13 protein-coding genes, 1 pseudogene and 1 riboswitch are annotated in these 18,836 nt (G+C 35.3%); all 14 genes and pseudogenes read right to left on the bottom strand.

The genetic code is table 11. From position 1 onward, the window contains the following. Positions 1-121: 121 nt before the first annotated feature. The 14 genes and pseudogenes from wtpA to gyrB all read right to left on the bottom strand — a co-directional run bounded on the left by wtpA (position 122) and on the right by gyrB (position 18,574). Positions 122-1,204 carry a tungstate ABC transporter substrate-binding protein WtpA gene (wtpA, locus tag PHD84_04770; protein MDD5637112.1) on the bottom strand — a complete coding sequence of 361 codons (1,083 nt, stop codon included), beginning with the start codon at positions 1,202-1,204 and terminating at the stop codon, positions 122-124. A gap of 44 nt (positions 1,205-1,248) precedes the next feature. After that, a complete protein-coding gene (locus PHD84_04765) occupies positions 1,249-2,226 on the bottom strand; it encodes a molybdopterin-dependent oxidoreductase (GenBank protein ID MDD5637111.1) in 978 nt (325 codons plus the stop codon). Positions 2,227-2,323: 97 nt separating this feature from the next. Beyond that, complete coding sequence (locus PHD84_04760) at positions 2,324-3,127, bottom strand: ABC transporter permease (protein MDD5637110.1); 804 nt, start codon at positions 3,125-3,127, stop codon at positions 2,324-2,326. A gap of 139 nt (positions 3,128-3,266) precedes the next feature. Further along, a riboswitch (molybdenum cofactor riboswitch) is annotated at positions 3,267-3,402 on the bottom strand. 117 nt (positions 3,403-3,519) lie between these two features. Beyond that, complete coding sequence (locus tag PHD84_04755; GenBank protein MDD5637109.1) at positions 3,520-3,732, bottom strand: molybdopterin-binding protein; 213 nt, start codon at positions 3,730-3,732, stop codon at positions 3,520-3,522. A 250-nt stretch (positions 3,733-3,982) separates the two neighbouring features. Next, the gene (locus PHD84_04750; protein ID MDD5637108.1) at positions 3,983-5,428 is read right to left on the bottom strand and encodes a TrkH family potassium uptake protein; all 1,446 of its coding nucleotides are present in this window, start codon (positions 5,426-5,428) and stop codon (positions 3,983-3,985) included. A gap of 122 nt (positions 5,429-5,550) precedes the next feature. Next, positions 5,551-6,237 carry a response regulator transcription factor gene (locus PHD84_04745; GenBank protein ID MDD5637107.1) on the bottom strand — a complete coding sequence of 229 codons (687 nt, stop codon included), beginning with the start codon at positions 6,235-6,237 and terminating at the stop codon, positions 5,551-5,553. Between the two features lie 13 nt (positions 6,238-6,250). Continuing rightward, positions 6,251-7,663, bottom strand: a complete 1,413-nt coding sequence (locus tag PHD84_04740; protein ID MDD5637106.1) for an ATP-binding protein — start codon at positions 7,661-7,663, stop codon at positions 6,251-6,253. 398 nt (positions 7,664-8,061) lie between these two features. Continuing rightward, positions 8,062-8,808 carry a DUF4230 domain-containing protein gene (locus PHD84_04735; protein ID MDD5637105.1) on the bottom strand — a complete coding sequence of 249 codons (747 nt, stop codon included), beginning with the start codon at positions 8,806-8,808 and terminating at the stop codon, positions 8,062-8,064. A gap of 312 nt (positions 8,809-9,120) precedes the next feature. Continuing rightward, positions 9,121-10,122: an aspartate-semialdehyde dehydrogenase gene (locus PHD84_04730; protein ID MDD5637104.1), complete on the bottom strand. Its 1,002-nt coding sequence runs from the start codon at positions 10,120-10,122 to the stop codon at positions 9,121-9,123. Between the two features lie 4 nt (positions 10,123-10,126). Further along, entirely contained in the window at positions 10,127-11,347 is a 1,221-nt protein-coding gene (locus PHD84_04725) for an aspartate kinase (GenBank protein ID MDD5637103.1), read from the bottom strand. A gap of 30 nt (positions 11,348-11,377) precedes the next feature. Next, positions 11,378-12,271 (bottom strand): annotated as a pseudogene (gene thrB / locus PHD84_04720) (homoserine kinase). A gap of 117 nt (positions 12,272-12,388) precedes the next feature. Beyond that, complete coding sequence (locus tag PHD84_04715; GenBank protein ID MDD5637102.1) at positions 12,389-13,690, bottom strand: homoserine dehydrogenase; 1,302 nt, start codon at positions 13,688-13,690, stop codon at positions 12,389-12,391. Positions 13,691-14,056: 366 nt separating this feature from the next. Continuing rightward, positions 14,057-16,576, bottom strand: coding sequence for a DNA gyrase subunit A (gyrA, locus tag PHD84_04710; protein MDD5637101.1), 2,520 nt, complete (start codon positions 16,574-16,576; stop codon positions 14,057-14,059). Positions 16,577-16,630: 54 nt separating this feature from the next. Further along, positions 16,631-18,574, bottom strand: coding sequence for a DNA topoisomerase (ATP-hydrolyzing) subunit B (gene gyrB, locus PHD84_04705; protein MDD5637100.1), 1,944 nt, complete (start codon positions 18,572-18,574; stop codon positions 16,631-16,633). Between the last annotated feature and the right edge of the window lie 262 nt (positions 18,575-18,836).

Here is an 18,836-nt window from a genome sequence, read left to right as displayed (position 1 = left end):
TAAGCTCTCGTTTCTCTTGGTAAAAATTAAATAACTAATTATTATGATACTCTACTAATCTTATAACAGAATAGATACCTGGCATTAAAACAGGTATCTATTCTGTTATTTTATTTCTTTACTATTTTTCGATTACTATATCAGCTAATTGCTGGAGAAGATTATCTAAAATATCCACAATGGGTGGATTAATGACAACCTGCCCTGATTCTTCCATTATCTCCTGACCACGCTGACTCAGGATAAATTCCACTAACCTGACTGCCTCTTGCGGATGAGGGGAATTACCGGGAATTGTCATTCCATAGATAATAGGTAAAATATCATAATCCGGATTGACTGAAGCAAATCTTTTAAAAGCCAGTTTGACTTTCATATCCTGATACAATGTTTTGTATTCCTCAGAACCTAGGTTAATTTCCGGTGGAAACTCCAGAAAGTTGACCTCATGCTGCTGGGCAACACTTTTATACTCAAAAACATAATCCAGGTCGCCTGACTGAATAGGGAAAAGTAATTTGATACTGGAATCTCTGATAGCAAGCCTTTCCGCTTCCAAAATTTCTGGAATCAGAATTGTGCAGCTACTATCATTTTCTTGCACTTTGATAGGATAAGAGAATCTTCCAATTATACTATGTAGTATATCTTCTTCTCGATAAAATAATTCTGCTAATTTTAAAGCCATCAAAGACCGATAACCACAGGCATCAAAGCGGGGATCCGAAATTCCTACCTTTACCTCTGGCCTGGCTAGAATTTGATACCAGTTATCTACGTTTATCTCTTTAGCATATTTGCTCTTAGAGGTATAAGCTAATCCTAGAGTATTTGTACCAAATTGGATACACCACTCAGCATAAGGTTGGTTACTTTCCGGAAGCATTGTTTCATACATCAATTTTGGTATCAACGAATAATCTGCCACTGCAACAATATCAGCAATAGGCTCTCCTGAAAAAGCTGGCAGTTCAATGACATGCCTAATAACCTGAATACTACCATGCCCTTCAACAAGGACATCAATATCTGAATTTTCTGCCTCAAATGCTTTTTCTATCGCTCCAAAAGGAATTAATAAGCTGCCAGCTGCTTGGATTTTGACAGTTTTTTTCTCCTGACAAAATCCTGTTAAAACTAAACCAAGAATTAACAAAAGCAAAAAGGCACCTAGAACAGCTTTTCTGAACAATTTTGTTGTCATTATTCCTCCCCTGTTAGGTATTCAGAGAATTTTCACAATTCCTTTTATGGGAAAATTACTTTAATCTCTTTGATTTGCCCCACCTGTTCTTTCCCGGTTAAGTTTTCTCCAACCAGTCTTAATGGCCAGTAATTTTCTGGTAAGGATTCTCCGTCCAATTTATAAGCTACAATAATTTGATTCCTGCGAGCGATAGAAGAAATAGGCAAAGTAGCAATAAATCCGTCTACAGCAATAACTTCTACCTCATAACCATCCTGTACCAGGGAATCATTAAAGGCTTTACCTTCATGAGGATTATCATCATCTACCCGTCCTACCAGTAACCAAAGAGGAATGCCTTCCCACTCCCTACCTTTATCGTCAATATATTTAACACCATGGCATCCTTCAGAGGCACCGGATTCGAATGTACCTCTATCAATATCTTCATCTCGGGCACCTTTTAACTGTAAAATCCAATCTTTGGGAGCTGGAACCAGTTCAATCTGCTCAACCCATTTACTCCACCAATGACCATCAGTCACCTGGTTCTTTTCACTGAGGATAGCCAGTCTTAGTGGGCCTCCCAGCTCAAAAGTCATTTCATCTCCATCAGTCTGGTAAGCCAGAATCATATGTAGATCACCATGAGGCACTTCATTGAGAGAAACTGGGTCATAAGTAATAAAATCATTCTCTTTTACCTGTTTATAGCTGAAGGTCATGGCATAACCGTCTCTGGAGATAAACTTAACCGCGGTATCAGGATTTATTCCTCCAACCATATCACATAGATCTATTATAGAGACTCCCCTTAATTCAAAAGGTCCCTCAATAGCACCAGTGCTGCGCATTCTTCCGCCCCAGCCTTCCAAAGCAGGTAACTCTTTAATCTCCTCCATAGTCAGTGTTTTTACAGTATCACCAGAAGCTATTTTTAAGGCAATATCTTCCTGCGCTATCAAAACACTGCTTACTGTACAAAACATTATAGTTATCACTACCCATAAAATTGCTACTTTAAATTTATTTATCTTCAACTTATTCCTCCATATTTATTAATTTTGCTGAAAATTTAACACATATTATTTTTAGTTAAACTATAATTTCACTCCCCTTCCTGATTAAATATTTTCATTAATTGTTTTTATTTCTGGTTATTAAAATCCTTAAAATTATAAAGATAATAAGCGATATTAACACTCCCAGAGCTGCAATAGGACGAGCATAGGAAAGACCAAAATTAAAGCGGTCAGATACTAAAACTGGCAATGCCTTTCCACTCTTGCCCAAAAAGGAAGCATTATAAGCAATGATCATTACTGCGCCAAATTCGCTTACACCACGTCCCCACATGAGAATGGAGCCGGAGTAAATACTTTTTAAGGCTAAAGGCAGGGATATATACCAGAATACCTGCCAATGTGACGCTCCATAGGTATAGGCAATCTCTTCTAATTCAGTATTAATGGCTATAAAGCCTTCCTTGGCTGAATCAATTAAAAAGGGAACACTAACAAACATCATAGCCAGGACAATCCCAGCAAAGGTCTGGAAAAAATCGATACCGATAATTTTAAAAACTCTCCCCAGAAAATAATTACGGCCAAATACAAATAAAAGAGCTACTCCTGCTGCAGAATGCGGTATTACAATGGGTATATCTATCATTGCCTCTAATATCTTTTTGCCCAAAAAATGATGCCTGGCCAATAGATAAGCCAAGGGCACTCCCAATAAAAAACCAATAGTCGTTGCTGTCAATGCAGCTGTCACAGTTAAATAGATTGAGTAATTTACTTCCGGGTCTAAAATCGTATTCCACAATATAGACAATGGGGTATAGAGAATAGTCTTTAGTGGTGGAAGAAGTATAAACAAGATAGTAATGATCCCAAGTAAAATAAAAATTAGATAGAACATATCGATATTTTTTCTCATCTTAATAAGCAAACCATTTTATTATTTTCATAGACATTTATACTCTTTCCCTAAGATAATATTTTCCCCAGAAATAAAATAGCAGCGCCTTTTGATATTTCTAACAACAAGTTAGATCAAAAAGTACTGCTATATATTTTTAACTTCATGATTCTCTCCTTTCCAAACACGGGAGGCTTTGACATTTCTATCTAAGCCCTTAAGACCTTTTGCATCTTGTGTTTACCGGTCATAGAATACTCCTTAGACCAGGCAAATCGAAGAGATTAATTATTATTATACTACATATCATTTTACGGAAATTTCATTCTAACGCCACTGTAAATTATAAATGATATTAGTATTTTGTCAACTCAACAGAAGATGATATAAAAGAAAAAATCTATCAAATTTTACTCATCAACCGCTATCATCACATTACTAGCTTTGATAACTGCATATACTTCTTTACCTACTTCCAATGCCAAGTTATGGACAGAAGATTTGGTAATGACAGAAGTAATTTCCAAACCATTGGGTAATCCAATAATCACCTCATCATTAACGGCTCCTTCAGTAATGGCTTTGACTTTGCCTTTGAGCATATTTCTGGCGCTTATTTTCATATAAAATTCCTCCCTTCAGGTTTTTTCTTCTAGTATTTATTATCTATCTATTATAGACCTTCTATGTTTTTTTGATAACTCATATTCTAAACATTCTTGCGTCCCCATTATACCGATATGCTTACTAATTTTCCAAGGTAATTGAATGGAAGCAAATTATAAATGTTAAATCTAAAAGATTCCCTAGAGAATATGATTTGATTTTAGCTTTCCTATTTTTTAGACTAAAATATCAAGCTTTGATTGATAGCTATTTTTTCCAGAATTCTGGCACAAGCAAAACAATTACGGTGTATATTTCTAAACGACCTAAAAGCATACAAATAATTAAAGTTATCTTACCAATAGAAGAAGTAAAGGCATAATTCTGAGTAGGGCCAACCAGTCCTAAACCAGGTCCTACGCCTCCTAAAGTAGCAGCCACCGCGCCTATAGCACTAGTAATATCTAAGCCTGTAGCAGTAATTATCATCACACCTGCTATGAAAACAAAAATATAAATGAGGAAAAAAGATTTAATGCTTTGCATGATATCATCAGAAATAACTTTACCTCCCAGACGAACTTGCACTATTGCATGAGGATGGAGTAATTTATCAAAGCTTTGTTTTAACTGTTTGAACATCAATAGCATTCTAACGCTTTTAATGGCTCCGGCAGTTGAACCCACACAACCACCTAAAAACATCAATAACACTAAAATAAGTTGTGAAAAGTGTGGCCAATTACCATAATCCGCATTTATAAAACCAGTTGTGGTAACTATCGATACAACTTGAAATGAGGCATATCTTAAAGCATTGTGTATAGAATCATAAATAGAAAATCTCAACTGTAAAGTTACTAATAATATTGAAATCAAGATAATAGATATAAAAAATAAAAATTCTTGATCTTTATAATATACTTTTCGATCACCTCTAAAAAATCGATAATGTAAGCTAAAATTAACAGCGGATATAAACATAAAAATCATGATAATAATTTCAAAAATAACATTATTATAATAAGCGATACTATTATTTTTGAGATTAAAACCCCCAGTAGGAACAGTGCCAAATGTATTTATAATTGCATCAAATAAAGGCATGCCAAATAAATATAGGCATATAATCTCTGCAAGAGTAATAAAAATATAAATTAGCCAAATAGTCCTTGCGGTTTCCAATATTCTCGGTTTTATTTTATCCAACTCAAATCCAGGAAATTCGGATTTCACCAATCTCATTCCGCTTACTCCTAGAAGAGGTAACAAAGCCACCACCAAGAGAATGATTCCCATTCCCCCAATCCATTGAATTTCATTTCTCCAAAGTAAAATGGAAAGTGGATTTGATTCAATATCGGTTAATATCGTTGCACCTGTTGCAGTATATCCAGACATACGTTCAAAATAGGCATTAAGAAAATCTGGAATGGTTTTACTGAAAAGAAAAGGAAGTGTACTAAATCCAGAGACAAATACCCAGCCAAGAGTAGCAATAAGGTAGCTCTCTTTGTTGCCAATAGAATTTTTAAACGAACATAAGACTTGTAAAAATAAACCGGTTAAAAAGGTAATTATAATAGACCATATAAATGCTATCACTGCAATTATTTCATGATAATGATACGCAGCCAAGAGAGGAAAAATCATTAATGTACTAAAATACATCAATAACTTCCCAAGCATATTTCCAATTACTTTAAAACTCATATATAAATAAATTCACCTCGATAATATCTACTTCCAAAACACACATATTATATCGAGGTTCATATAAAGATTGTATAAATAATCAGATGTTAGCTTGTTATTCATTACCCCTTGTTATATCATTACTCATCATTAAAACGGTATCCAATTCCTACTTCAGTTATAATATATCTAGGTTTTGCTGGATTTTCCTCCAGCTTTCTTCTAATGTTTGCCATAAATACCCGTAAAGATTGCATATCGGTATCAAGGTAAGTTCCCCATACTTCTCTTAAGATATAGTTATGAGTTAAAACCTTACCAGCATTTTTAATCAATAAAGTGAGTATTTGATATTCTATCGGTGTAAAATGTATCTCCCTGCTATCTAATATTACTCTATGCTTCTCTAAGTCTACTTCTAAATTGGCAATCTTATAAATGGAGGTCACTACTTCTTTTTTATTATCTTTGCTGTGTCTAAAGACTACACGAATTCTTGCAAGTAACTCTTTAATACTGAATGGTTTGGTTAGATAATCATCAGCTCCAGCATCCAGCGCCTCCACCTTTTCATTATCCTGATCTCGAGCAGATACCACAATAATAGGAACATCTGAAAACTCACGTACCTGCTTGATGATATCAAGCCCATCCATATCGGGTAATCCTAAATCCAGGATAATTGCCTTGAGATTCTGTTGAGTAGCTAAAAGACTCATGGCTTCTTTTCCTGTTGCTGCTTCAATACAGTCATACTTCTGGAATTTAAGTGAAAAATTAATGAACTTTCTTATTTTAATATCATCTTCAATAATTAAAAACAACATTGCCACCCTTACTTCAAAGATTGAGATAAAATCTAAAGGTAGAACCTTTTTCTTTATTTTTCTTCGCAAATATTTCCCCACCATGAAAATTCACAATCACTTTACAGATAGCCAGTCCTAGTCCAATTCCGTGCTTTGCATCTATATGAGAATTTCGAGTAGTAAAAAACATATCAAAAATCTTTGGTAAATCCTTTTCATTAATTCCTATCCCATTATCTGATACTTCAAACCAGGCTTTCTTATCTTCCACTTGAACTGATACATGAATCTCATCAGTTGGTATTGTGTGTTTTATTGCATTGTCAATAATATTAATAAGAACCTGCACTATTAATTTCCCGTCCATTGGTGCAAATAATACATCCTCTGGAACTGAAATAGAAATCCTATTATTAGGTGTATATTTTGAAGCACGGCTTACAGCTTCTGCTACTATTTCTTCCACTGCCTCTGGTTTAATATTAACAGCCAAACGTCCTTCCTTAATCATAGTTAGGCTTAAAATATTCTCAACCAAACGAATAAGCCAACCTGACTCTTCATATATATCCTGTACTAATTTAATGTGTTTTTTGCTTTCAAGTTGTTGTAGAAGCATCTCGGCAGACCCCATAATTCCGGTAAGTGGAGTTCTTAAGTCATGGGAAATTGCTCTAAGTAAATTACTCCTTAACCTTTCTCTATCAGTTTCAGCTTTGGCAGCTTCTTTTTCAGCAGTAAGCATTTCTCGCTGTATAGCAATAGTAATTTGCATAATAACTGAATCCAAAATAAACCGGTTTTCATTTTCTATATTCTCCAATTCTTTAGGTAAGCAAATATAACCGACATACCTTTCGCGAACTATAATGGGGAAAGTATAATGATTTAATATTATATCTTCAATATTATCTAGTTTAATATCCTTCACAATAATACCATATCCAGATAATGCAGGTGCTAATTTTTTTACTGTATTATCTTTTTGATTTATTATAATAAAAATTACATCACTTTTTAACAGGTCTACCAAACATTGTACCGAGACAACAGCAACCTCTTCTACACCTCCGGTTTTTGCCAGAGAGCTGGTAATCTGATATAACGTTTTTGCTTGTTTCTCCTGTTTATCGGCAAGTTCCTTTGAGAAGATTAGTTTGCTGGTCAATGCACTGGTAAAAACAGCAGCAATTAATATTACCATAAAGGTAAAAATGTAAGTGGGATCATCCACATTAAAGCTATATATGGGCTCAGTAAAAAAGAAATTAAAGAAAAACATGGAAATGACCGATGCTATAATCCCATAAGCATATCCCATAGTATAACGTGAGGTTAACAGGACAGACAAAATATATGTAACCACAAAATTTACTTCTTTAAAACCTAAATGTTGAAAAAGTAGAGACAAAAGTGTAGCTGATATATTTAGAAAAAGAGTAATTGTTAAATTTTTTAATATTTGCCCTTTTAATTGTTTAACACTGTATAACCTTTATATATTATTGTAACTTAATAAACATATCAATCAAACATTTAAAAAAAGAGTTAACTCAGTTCATGCTACCTATAAACTATATAATTATAACATTTTAAAAACAGGTCTACTGCACTACTGTCCATGTTTTTTTCATCACTTTTACTAATTCAATCCATACCCTAATAATTTTTTTTCTAAAGTAGCCTATAATATATTTGATAATTTATCCTTACCTCTTACTTTATTCAGCTGGAATTTAAAGAAATCAAATAATATGTTTTTTGCTGTTATTAGAAAGCTTTTCTATAGAAGTTTGGGGGGTTATTGAAAATTGCTAATATATGATAAAAATTTCTATAAGCCTATTCTTCTTTTTTACTGACCAAGCTTTTAATTTTGTTTTTGGCTTTTTGCATATTGGCTTCCAGTTCATTAGTCTGAACAGTACTGGGAACAATTTTAGACTGACTAAAATCAATGGCTACCTTTTCTACTCCTAAGCTTTTAACTAAAGTCAGCAGTGTCTGCCGTGCCGAATTTTCAACTTCTGATTGTAATTTATTAACCACTCCTTCAGCCAGCTTAGCAGCTTGATTTTTTGCTTCCTCTTTCAATAGATTTTTATCTGCTTCACTGAACCCGGAACCAAAAGCACGATTGAGTAAATCAGGCAGTAACCAGGGTAGGAATTTGGAATTCTGTTCATCATAAAAACTTATATCGCGAATATGCACTTGATAAAGACAGGGAGGCATTTTTAATGTATATCTATTCTCATTTAACTGTTCGATTTTAAAATCAGTACTACGCAGGTCGTAACGGAAATCAATATCAAATTCAAAAATCATAGCCATCTTCTTGGTAGAAACTAACCATTGAAAGTATCTCTTGCCAGTATCACCAAACCAATGTTGAGAGGCAGTAACAATTTCCTTGGTAACCATCTTAAAAGCCACCAATTCTCCTACCGAACGAAGTTGTTCAATTGATGAATATATACGAACCTCTTTTCCTGAACCACGAGGGCGAAAGAATAACCACCATAAGATTATAAAAAGAATAAATGCCAAGAAAAAACCAAGAATGGTAAAAATAAAATTTTCTGGCATTATCTAAATCCCCCTTTTTGTTACATTATATAAAGATATGCTCTTAAACATTTTCCTTATTCAGTTTTCTTCATAAACATATATTCCATAATTTCATAAACTAATCTATAAGAACTATCTTAACTAAGTATACCATAATAATGGTAATTACTCCTATCGTTTCTGAAAATATAGACTAGATACTATTTATAATTAACCTTTGACGATTTTGATCCATTACCTATCTAAATCTTCAAATAATGAGTTGTTCTGGATTAAGCAAAGTGGGAGATTGCTTTCATTTTAACTGTACTAAAGAAAACTCCACCATGTCTATCTAATCAATACCTCAGCAATTTGGACCGCATTTAAAGCTGCGCCTTTTCTGAGATTATCAGAAACAATCCACATAACCAATCCCGGATTAAATACCAGGTCATTTCTTATTCGCCCTACAAACACATCGTCTTTCCCTTCTGCCGTCAAGGAAAGCGGGTAATTAGACTCATTGGGCTGATCAATTACCTTAATGCCGGGAAAATTAGTTAAAAACTTCCTTGCCTGTTCAGGACTTATCTCTTTTTTGGTTTCGATATGCACATCTTCAGCATGAGATCGAAAAACTGGCACTCTTACCGTTGTTGCCGAAATATTAATATGATCATCATGAAGAATCTTTCTAGTTTCATGCAGCATCTTCATCTCTTCTGAGGAGTAACCATATTCATCAAAAGAGCCAATGTGAGGCAGCACATTAAAAGCAATCTGATGAGGATATACACTAATATTAATATTCTCATCTTTCAAAAACGAATCGGTCTGTTCTGCTAACTCCTCTATAGCTTCTTTCCCTGTACCGGATACTGATTGATAGGTGGCACAAATTACTTTATTAATTCCAACTGCATCATAAATTGGTTTTAAGGCAACTACCATTTGAATGGTAGAGCAATTAGGATTGGCTATGATGCCTTGGTGTTGTCTAACATCTTCCGGATTAACTTCAGGAATGACCAGAGGTACCTTGGGATCCATTCTGTAGTATTTACCATTATCTATAACTACTGCTCCTGCCTGAACAGCAAGCGGTGCGAAATATTTACTAACCTCATCTCCTCCAGAAAAGAGAGCAATATCAATACCCTGAAAAGAATCGTCCTTTAGTTCTTTCACTTTAATTTTTTCACCTTTAAAATAATATTCCTTGCCCACTGAACGGTGTGAAGCATATAGCAAAAGTTGATTTACCGAGAAATTTCTCTGTTCCAGAATTCTGGTCATTTCTTCGCCCACAGCTCCGGTGGCACCTATTATTGCTACATTATAATATTTCATTTCTTTAACCTTCCTCCTCTAATTGAAATTCTTGATGTACGGCTCTAACGGCTGTCTCAATATCTTTTTGGTTAATCAGACAAGATATTCTTGTTCCTGAGGTACTAATCATATCAATATTGATATTATTACGCGCCAAGGATTCAAACATGCGAGCTGCAATGAGGGGATCAGATGTAATTCCAGCTCCTACAATGGATATCTTGGCAACATCATTATCGGAAAGTACCTCTGGAGAACCAATCTCAGACTCAACCTTGTTGGTTATGTTAAGCGCTTTTTCCAGATTGTCCTGAGCAACTGTAAAAGCAATGTCATTAACTTTATCATGTTCAGCGCTCTGGATAATCATATCGACAGTAATTTCCTCCTTAGCTAGCGCTCTAAACAATTTAGCAGCAATGCCAGGAATATCTGGAACATTTTTGATTATTATTTTACCAACATTTACCTCATATGTTACTGCTCTTACATTTACTTTCTCTAACATTAATATCTCCTCCCCTGTTCTAATGATTGTTCCTGGACCATTATGAAAACTTGATTTTACTAATATCTCTACACTATGGTTTCGAGCAATATCAATTGCCCGATAATACAATACTTTAGCACCCAAGATAGCCATTTCGGACATTTCATCATGAGAAATTTCTTTAATTTTCCTTGCCTCGGGTACCAGTCCAGGATCAGCAGTAAAAACACCGTCTACATCAGTATAAATTTCACAACACGCCGCCTTCACCCTGGCTGCCAGAGCAATAGCAGTAGTATCAGAACCCCCTCTTCCCAGGGTGGTAATATTCCCTTCATCATCAATACCTTGAAATCCGGCAACAATTACTATCTTTCCTTGATTCAAAGCCTTCTTGATACGTTGTTCATTTATACTATTAATTCTGGCTCTGGTGTAAGAATTATTAGTTCTAATGCCAGCCTGGGCTCCGGTAAATGAAATCGCCTTCTCCCCCAGGGCTTGAATAGACATCGTTACTAAGGCAATTGATACCTGTTCACCGGTGGATAATAACATATCCATTTCTCTTTCACTAGGATTTGGTATTATTTGGCGAGCTTTATTTATTAGATCATCTGTTGTTTTACCCATAGCTGAAACTACTACAATTAAACGATTTCCCAGTCTTGCTTGTTCTACAATCTTTCGAGCTACCATTTTAATTTTTTCGATATCAGCAACAGAACTCCCTCCATATTTTTGCACAATAATAGGACAATCTTTCTCTCCCTTTATTACAATAGCCCCATCTATATCGGGATCCAGTACTTTTACCTGGCTTTTAATGCTGGCAGCGGAAAAGGTTTTCCTCATGATTTTTATAATCTCGTTTTCCAGGCCATCTTTCACCAGTGAAATGATGGTAGGACCTGAACCACTTAACGCCACACCAGCTATTCCACTTTTTTGCACCTCTGTAAAGATATTCTTAGCTCCTTTAATAAAGGGGAGGCGGAACGGTTGATGAAGACGATCCTGCATTGCCTCAGGAATAAGTTCCCATTTCGATTGTTGTAAGGCATTTACCAGTAAGGCAGATTTGCTTAGATTATCCACAGCATCCTGAAGAGAAACCTGTTCGGGCAATACTTTTCTCATCTCTTCTGTACTTAAGGTAAAAGAAGGTATCCCCACTACTGCTCTCATGTCATGAGGTATATCCAATTTTACCCACCTTATCTGCCCCCTCTGATCTCTATACGAAATGGTAAAACCACCAATAAGTGCTGGTACGATGTTATCAAGATGACCTTCCAAACTGAAGGCCATTTGTAATATTTCTTCCCTGCTTAAATTAAGATCATAGAGCTGGTTCGTTGCCATGATTCCACCAATAATGGCAGCTGCACTACTTCCTAATCCTCTTTCAATAGGTATCTCATTTTTAACAGTAATCCTTATACCCCTATTAACCGGGTTGATATTAGCTTTATCCATTACCACGCTGGCTGCTCTATAGATTAAATTGCTTTTATCAGAGGAAAGCATTTCCATTCCTTCTCCTTCTGCCTGAAACACAAAATCTTGCCCAATTTTCTCCATTTCTATTTCCAGGTAAAGAGATAAAGCCATTCCCAGACAATCAAAACCTGAGCCCAGGTTTGCTGTTGTAGCTGGTACTCTTACTTTAACCATTATTTCCTCTCCTTTAGATAAACATGGCATAAGATAATAGATAAACTTGATTATTGCCTAATCAGGTTTATTGATTGACACAATCAGGACAATGTCATAAAAACTATTGTTAAAAACCTATTTTTGTATTGCCTTCTGATATACCTCGAGATAATCTATTGCTTGAATATAATTAACTTTTTTTATTTCTCTTATAGCCTCTTTTGCTTTCCTTTCCTCTATTGAATCAATGATAAAGCCTATGGTTAAGGTATTATCTTTGTGTTTTATCTCTGAAACTCCATCCACTAATAGACTATTCTTTAACAAAACATTCCTTATATTTTCTCTATCTTCTTGCTTATTTCCTATTTTGATTTTCAGAAAATATGAATGCTCAACCTGATCCAGTTTTTCAATCTTCAATTCTTCAAAATCTTTAAGCAAAAAATTATATTCAAAGTTCTGGGGCTTTCTGATAATTCTTATAATATCGCTGATAATCATGCTAGCCCCAGCGATGCCCCCTGCGCCTGCACCAGAAAAGAATAAATCTCCATAGCCATTGCCAGATAAAAATATCCCATTATTGGCACCCTGAATATTAGAAAGCAGATGATCCTCTTTAATTAAAACAGGGCTAATCCGGAAATCTAATTCATTATATTTTTTTCTGGCTGTGGCTAGTAATTTAATACGATAACCAAGCTGTTTTGCTAACTGAATATCATCAAGGGCAATATGGCCAATGCCGGAATAATTAATCTGGTTCAAATTCAACCTTCCTCTAAAGCCAAGGGTAGCCAGAATAAACATCTTATACATAGCATCCAATCCATTAATATCTTTGCTGGGATCTGCCTCTGCATAACCCATATTCTGTGCCTTTTTCAACGCTTCTTTCTGAGTTATATTCTGTTCCCACATCAAATCCAGAATGTAATTGGTGGTGCCATTTAAAATTCCGCTAATCTCACTAAGTGGACATGATGTTAGAATATTCAAAATAACTTCTAGAATAGGAATAGCACTTCCCACAGAGGCTTCGAATAAGAATTGAACATTATTCTTATGAGCAATTTCGAGCAATTCATATCCATGTTTTGCTACCACTTCCTTGTTAGGTGTTACTACATGTTTGCCTTTCTCTAAAGCTTGTTTAATCAGATTATAGGCGGGGTACTCGCCTCCGATTGCTTCTATGACAATCTGGATGTCAGGATGTTTAATAACTCCCTGGGCTACAGTAGTAAAAAAAAGGTAGTCCACTTTAGACTTAGGCTCCCTGTTAGCATCTAAATCAGCCAGACCAACTATTTTTATTTTATAGGGAAATATTTCTTGCTCAATAAAAGCTTTATTCATCTCCAAAATTGCCAGAGTGCCTCCTCCTACATTCCCCAGTCCCAAAATACCAATACCTATCTCTTTATTCCACATTGTCCTCTACCTCGCCGAATAAATTTATTGCTATATAATAAAAAAGCCTTTCGTTCTATCTAAAGACGAAAGGCTTCTCTTTTCGCGGTTCCACTTTACTTCTTAAACAATAAAATATTGTTTAAGCAACTCTTTAATCTTATAAATAACCTCCGGGCTGGTCTTCGGATATCTAAAAGTGTTTTAATCTACCCTACTCTTCCCATCTTTGGTCTTTCTGGATAAATTTATGCTATTTTAACATTAGCAATTTTATTTGTCAAAGGAAATTTTATAATATCTTTTAAATTGTTAAAATATTGGATTTAAACATTAACCTCTTCTGAGAAAGAAGCTTTCTGGTTAAACAAAGGAATTGGAAATACATTATTCTATAACCTGAGATTGGGGTACAATAGCTACGCTGGCTACTTTGTCATCCTTATCCAGATTCATAACCTTAACACCCATAGAATTCCTGCCAGTTGTGCTTATCTCCTTAACAGGAACACGAATAATAATTCCTTTTTGGCTAATCACAACCAACTCATCTCTGTCATTTACTATTTTAACAGAAATTACCTTGCCCCTCTCTTTACTTAGATGAATTGATTTAACGCCTTTACCTCCTCTGCTTTTAGAAAGTCGATAAAATTTTATGGGAGTTCTCTTACCTGACCCATTTTCAGTAATCAGCAGTAATTCTTCGTCAGAATCGGATTTCACCAAGCTAATGTCAATTAGATAATCATCTTTAGCCAGAGAAATTCCGCGACATCCCATGGCAGTTCGACCCATGGAACGAATTTTCTTTCCAGAAAAGTAAGCAGATTTTCCTTTTCTTGTGGTTAAAATAACGTTATCATCAACGTTGGCTATCCTTACTCCGATTAACTCATCTCCCTCATTTAAAGAGATAGCTATAATCTCTTTATTTCTCAGGTTTGCAAAAGCGTGAAGAGGAACCTTCTTAACTTTCCCCTGTTTGGTTGCCATATAGAGAAATAAATCATTAGTCTCACGAGATTTTTCAAATTCTAATTCACGAATAGGAATAACAGTTGTAATTCTCTCACCCTTGCCAATGCCTAATAAATTAACGACTGCAATACCGCGAGAAGTTCTCCCCCCTTCTGGAATCTGATATGCTCTCCTCCTATAAACAGTCCCATTGTTAGAGAAAAATAAGATGTCATGTAAGTTTGTGGTAATATAAAGATTATCGACCAGATCCTCTTGTTTAACTCCCATGCCGATTACTCCTCTGCCCCCCCTTCGCTGTTTCCGATAGGTATTTAAGGGTAATCTTTTCAGGTATCCATCTTTGGTATAGGTAATAACGATATCCTCTTCGGCAATAAAATCTTCTACTTCTAGCTCTTTTTCTTCTTTAACAATCTGGGTAAGCCTATTATCAGCATATTTACTCTTCAAATCTAATAATTCATCCTTTATAGTCAACATCAATTTCCTCTCATTTTCCAGAATTTCCTGTAAATAGGCAATTCTTTTGATCAGTTCCAGATACTCTTCTTCCAGTTTTTGGGTCTCCAGAGAGGTAAGTTTCTGTAAACGCATATCTAGAATAGCCTGGGCTTGCTTTTCACTGAGCTGGAATCGATTTATTAGGTTCTGCCGGGCTGAATCAACATCCTTTGATTTTTTAATAATCTGCACAATTTCATCAATATTGGCCAGGGCAATTTTTAATCCTTCTACAATATGAGCTCTTTCCTGGGCTTGTTTTAAATCATATCGGGAACGCCTTTCAACAACCGTCTTGCGATGAGCTAAAAAATAGACCAGTGCCTCCCGAATACTGAGTTGTTTTGGTTTTCCATCTACAATGGCCAGCATATTAATACCAAAAGTTGTTTGTAGATTAGTATGTTTAAATAAATTATTTAATAGCACATTGACATTGGCGTTTTTTCTCAACTCGATAACAACACGCATCCCATTTCTATCTGATTCATCTCTTAAGGCAATGATGTCATTAATTTTTTTATCCTGTACCAGTGATGCTATTTCTTCAACCAGGTTAGCTTTATTGACCTGATAAGGTAATTCTTTTACCACTAGTACCGGGGCATGTTTGCTTTTTTTCTCAAAATTTTCCGAAATTACCTTAGCCTGTAGAGTAATAATACCCTTTCCGGTTTGGTAGGCTTCTTTAATTCCAGAAACACCATATATTGTGGCACCAGTAGGGAAATCCGGACCAGGCAGAACTTTCATGATTTCTTCTAAGGTAGCCTCCGGGCTTTCAATTAGCAGAACACAGGCATCAATTACTTCTCCCAGATTATGGGGAGGAATGTTGGTAGCCATACCTACTGCAATACCAGAGGCACCATTGATTAACAACTGAGGAACAGGAGACGGTAAGACGGTAGGTTCCTCCAGTGAATTATCAAAATTAGGAATAAAATCAACGGTATCCTTTTTTATATCGGCAAGCATCTCCTGAGCAAGATGTGACATTCTAATTTCAGTATAACGCATAGCTGCTGCTGCGTCACCATCAATAGAACCAAAATTCCCTTGTCCATCTACCAGTGGATAACGATAGGAAAAATCCTGTGCCATTCTAACAATGGTATCATAGACAGCCATATCCCCATGCGGATGGTATTTACCCAAAGTATCTCCCACGATTCTGGCAGACTTTTTATATGGTCTATCAGGTGTGTTCCCCAGTTTATACATTGAATAAAGAACACGCCTATGTACCGGCTTTAATCCATCCCGTACATCAGGAATAGCCCTTCCTACAATTACGCTCATGGCGTAATTCAAATAAGATGTTTTAATTTCATCAGTAATATCAGTAGGAATTTCCTGTGGTCCTATTACTTTTATCTTTTCTTTTTCTTCTTGATTATTTCTTTTTAAATCTTCGCTCATAATAAATAAACCTTGCTGTAAAATTGTATTTATATTTAAATATTTGGTAAGCCACTAAACATCTAATTCTACTACTTCAGCGCTATGCTGATAAATAAATTCCTTCCTTGGTTCCACCTTTCCTCCCATTAGAATGGTAAACATTTCATCCGCTTCTAAGGCATCTTCCAGTTCAACTCTCTTTAATACTCTGGTTTCAGGATTCATGGTGGTCTCCCATAATTGGATAGGATTCATTTCTCCAAGTCCTTTATAACGTTGAATGGTGTAGTTTCCTTTTAATTCTTTTATCTTTTTTTGCATTTCTTCTTCATTGAAAAAATACTCGTTTTTTTGATTATAGCTTAGTTTATATAAAGGAGGCCTGGCAATAAAGACTTTTCCTTTTTCTACTAACGGCCTCATGTAACGATAAAAGAGTGTTAATAGTAAAGTCTTAATATGTTCTCCATCCACATCAGCATCAGTCATAATAATAATTTTATGGTACCTTAATTGAGATAGATCGAGTTCGTTATCATCACCAATCTGTAAACCGGATGCAGTAATAATGGCTTTTATTTCATTATTAGTCAAAATTTTATGCAGACGAGCCTTTTCTACATTTAAAATTTTTCCTCTTAGTGGTAAAATGGCCTGAAACTTACGATCTCTACCCTGTTTAGCCGAACCACCTGCTGAATCACCTTCTACTAGAAACAGCTCCCGATGAAATGGATCCCGTTCTGAGCAATCAGCTAATTTCCCTGGCAGGGCACCAAGGCTAAATCCATTTTTCTGTCTGACTAGTTCCCGAGCTCTTCTGGCAGCCTCACGAGCCTTATAAGCTGAGATAGATTTTGCCAGTATCTTTTGTATGGTATCTGGATTTTCAATAAAAAAAGTACTCAGTTTGTCATTGACAATAGAAGATACAATACCTTTTACTTCATTATTGCCCAATTTTGTTTTAGTTTGTCCTTCAAATTGGGGATTGAGTAATTTTACGCTAATTACAGCGGTTAATCCCTCCCTTACGTCGTTCCCTGAAAGACCCTGTTCTAATCCTTTTAGAGAATACTTTTTAGAATTGGGAATACTATCATTTTTAAGATAATCGTTAATAGCTTTAGTTAGAGCAGTTTTAAAACCAGCTAAATGCGTTCCGCCCTCTTCAGTGTTAATATTGTTGGCAAAGGAAAGAATGTTCTCTAAATATCCGGTATTATATTGGATAGCTATTTCTACTTCTATATCATCTTTCTTTCCGCTAACATAAAAAGGCTTGCTAAAAAGAACATCTCTGTTTTTATTAAGATATTTTACAAATTCAATAATCCCGCCATCATATTTAAAGGTGGCATTTTTGTCATTCTCTCGTTCATCAATTAATTCAATCTTGACCCCGGCATTTAAAAAGGCTAACTCTTTTAGCCGATGAGCGACAATATCAAAATTGATGGTAATATCATCGAAAATCTCTGAATCCGAACGATAAGTTATTTTTGTTCCAGTCTTGGTAGTACGATCAATCACCTTTAAATCGCTAACTGGTTTCCCTCTTTCAAATCTCTGCCAATATACTTTTTTATCTCTACTTACTGTAACCTCTAACCATTCAGATAAGGCATTTACTACCGATATGCCCACTCCATGTAATCCACCAGAAACCTGATAGCTGCCACTGCCAAATTTTCCACCAGCATGTAGTTTAGTCAGAACAGTAGTAACGGCAGGCAAATTAGTAATGCTATGTATATCTACCGGTATTCCGCGACCATCATCAATTACGGTAACACTATTATCAGTATGAATAATCACCTTTATTTTATTACAATATCCTGCCATTGCTTCGTCAATGCTATTATCCACAACTTCATCTACTAGATGATGTAAACCGCGACTACCAGTACTACCAATATACATACTGGGTCTTTTTCTTACTGCCTCCAGTCCTTCTAGGACCTGAATTTGCTTTGCAGTATATTGCATTTTATCAATAGATATATTTTTAGCCATTTTTCATCTGCTCCATAATCCATCAGGCAAAATTAAACCGTGACTGAAGGCCACGGCTTTCTAACATTATATATAGTATATAATCATATTAAATGATACTATATAAAAGGGTTTTTGTCAATTATTCGAATTGCCTCGTCTGTGTCAAATTTTTGTGGGTACTTTTTTCTGCTGCCAAAATGTTCCTGGTTTCAGGTAGACCTACCTTACAGGTTAGAAAAGACTATGATAGCTTAAAATACACATCAAATACCCTTCTTTT

It is taken from the genome of Atribacterota bacterium (assembly GCA_028717805.1).
Classification (GTDB): Bacteria; Atribacterota; Phoenicimicrobiia; order Phoenicimicrobiales; family Stramentimicrobiaceae; genus Stramentimicrobium.
Note: the sequence above shows the minus strand (reverse complement) of the source record. Positions and strands in the feature narration are given on the sequence as shown.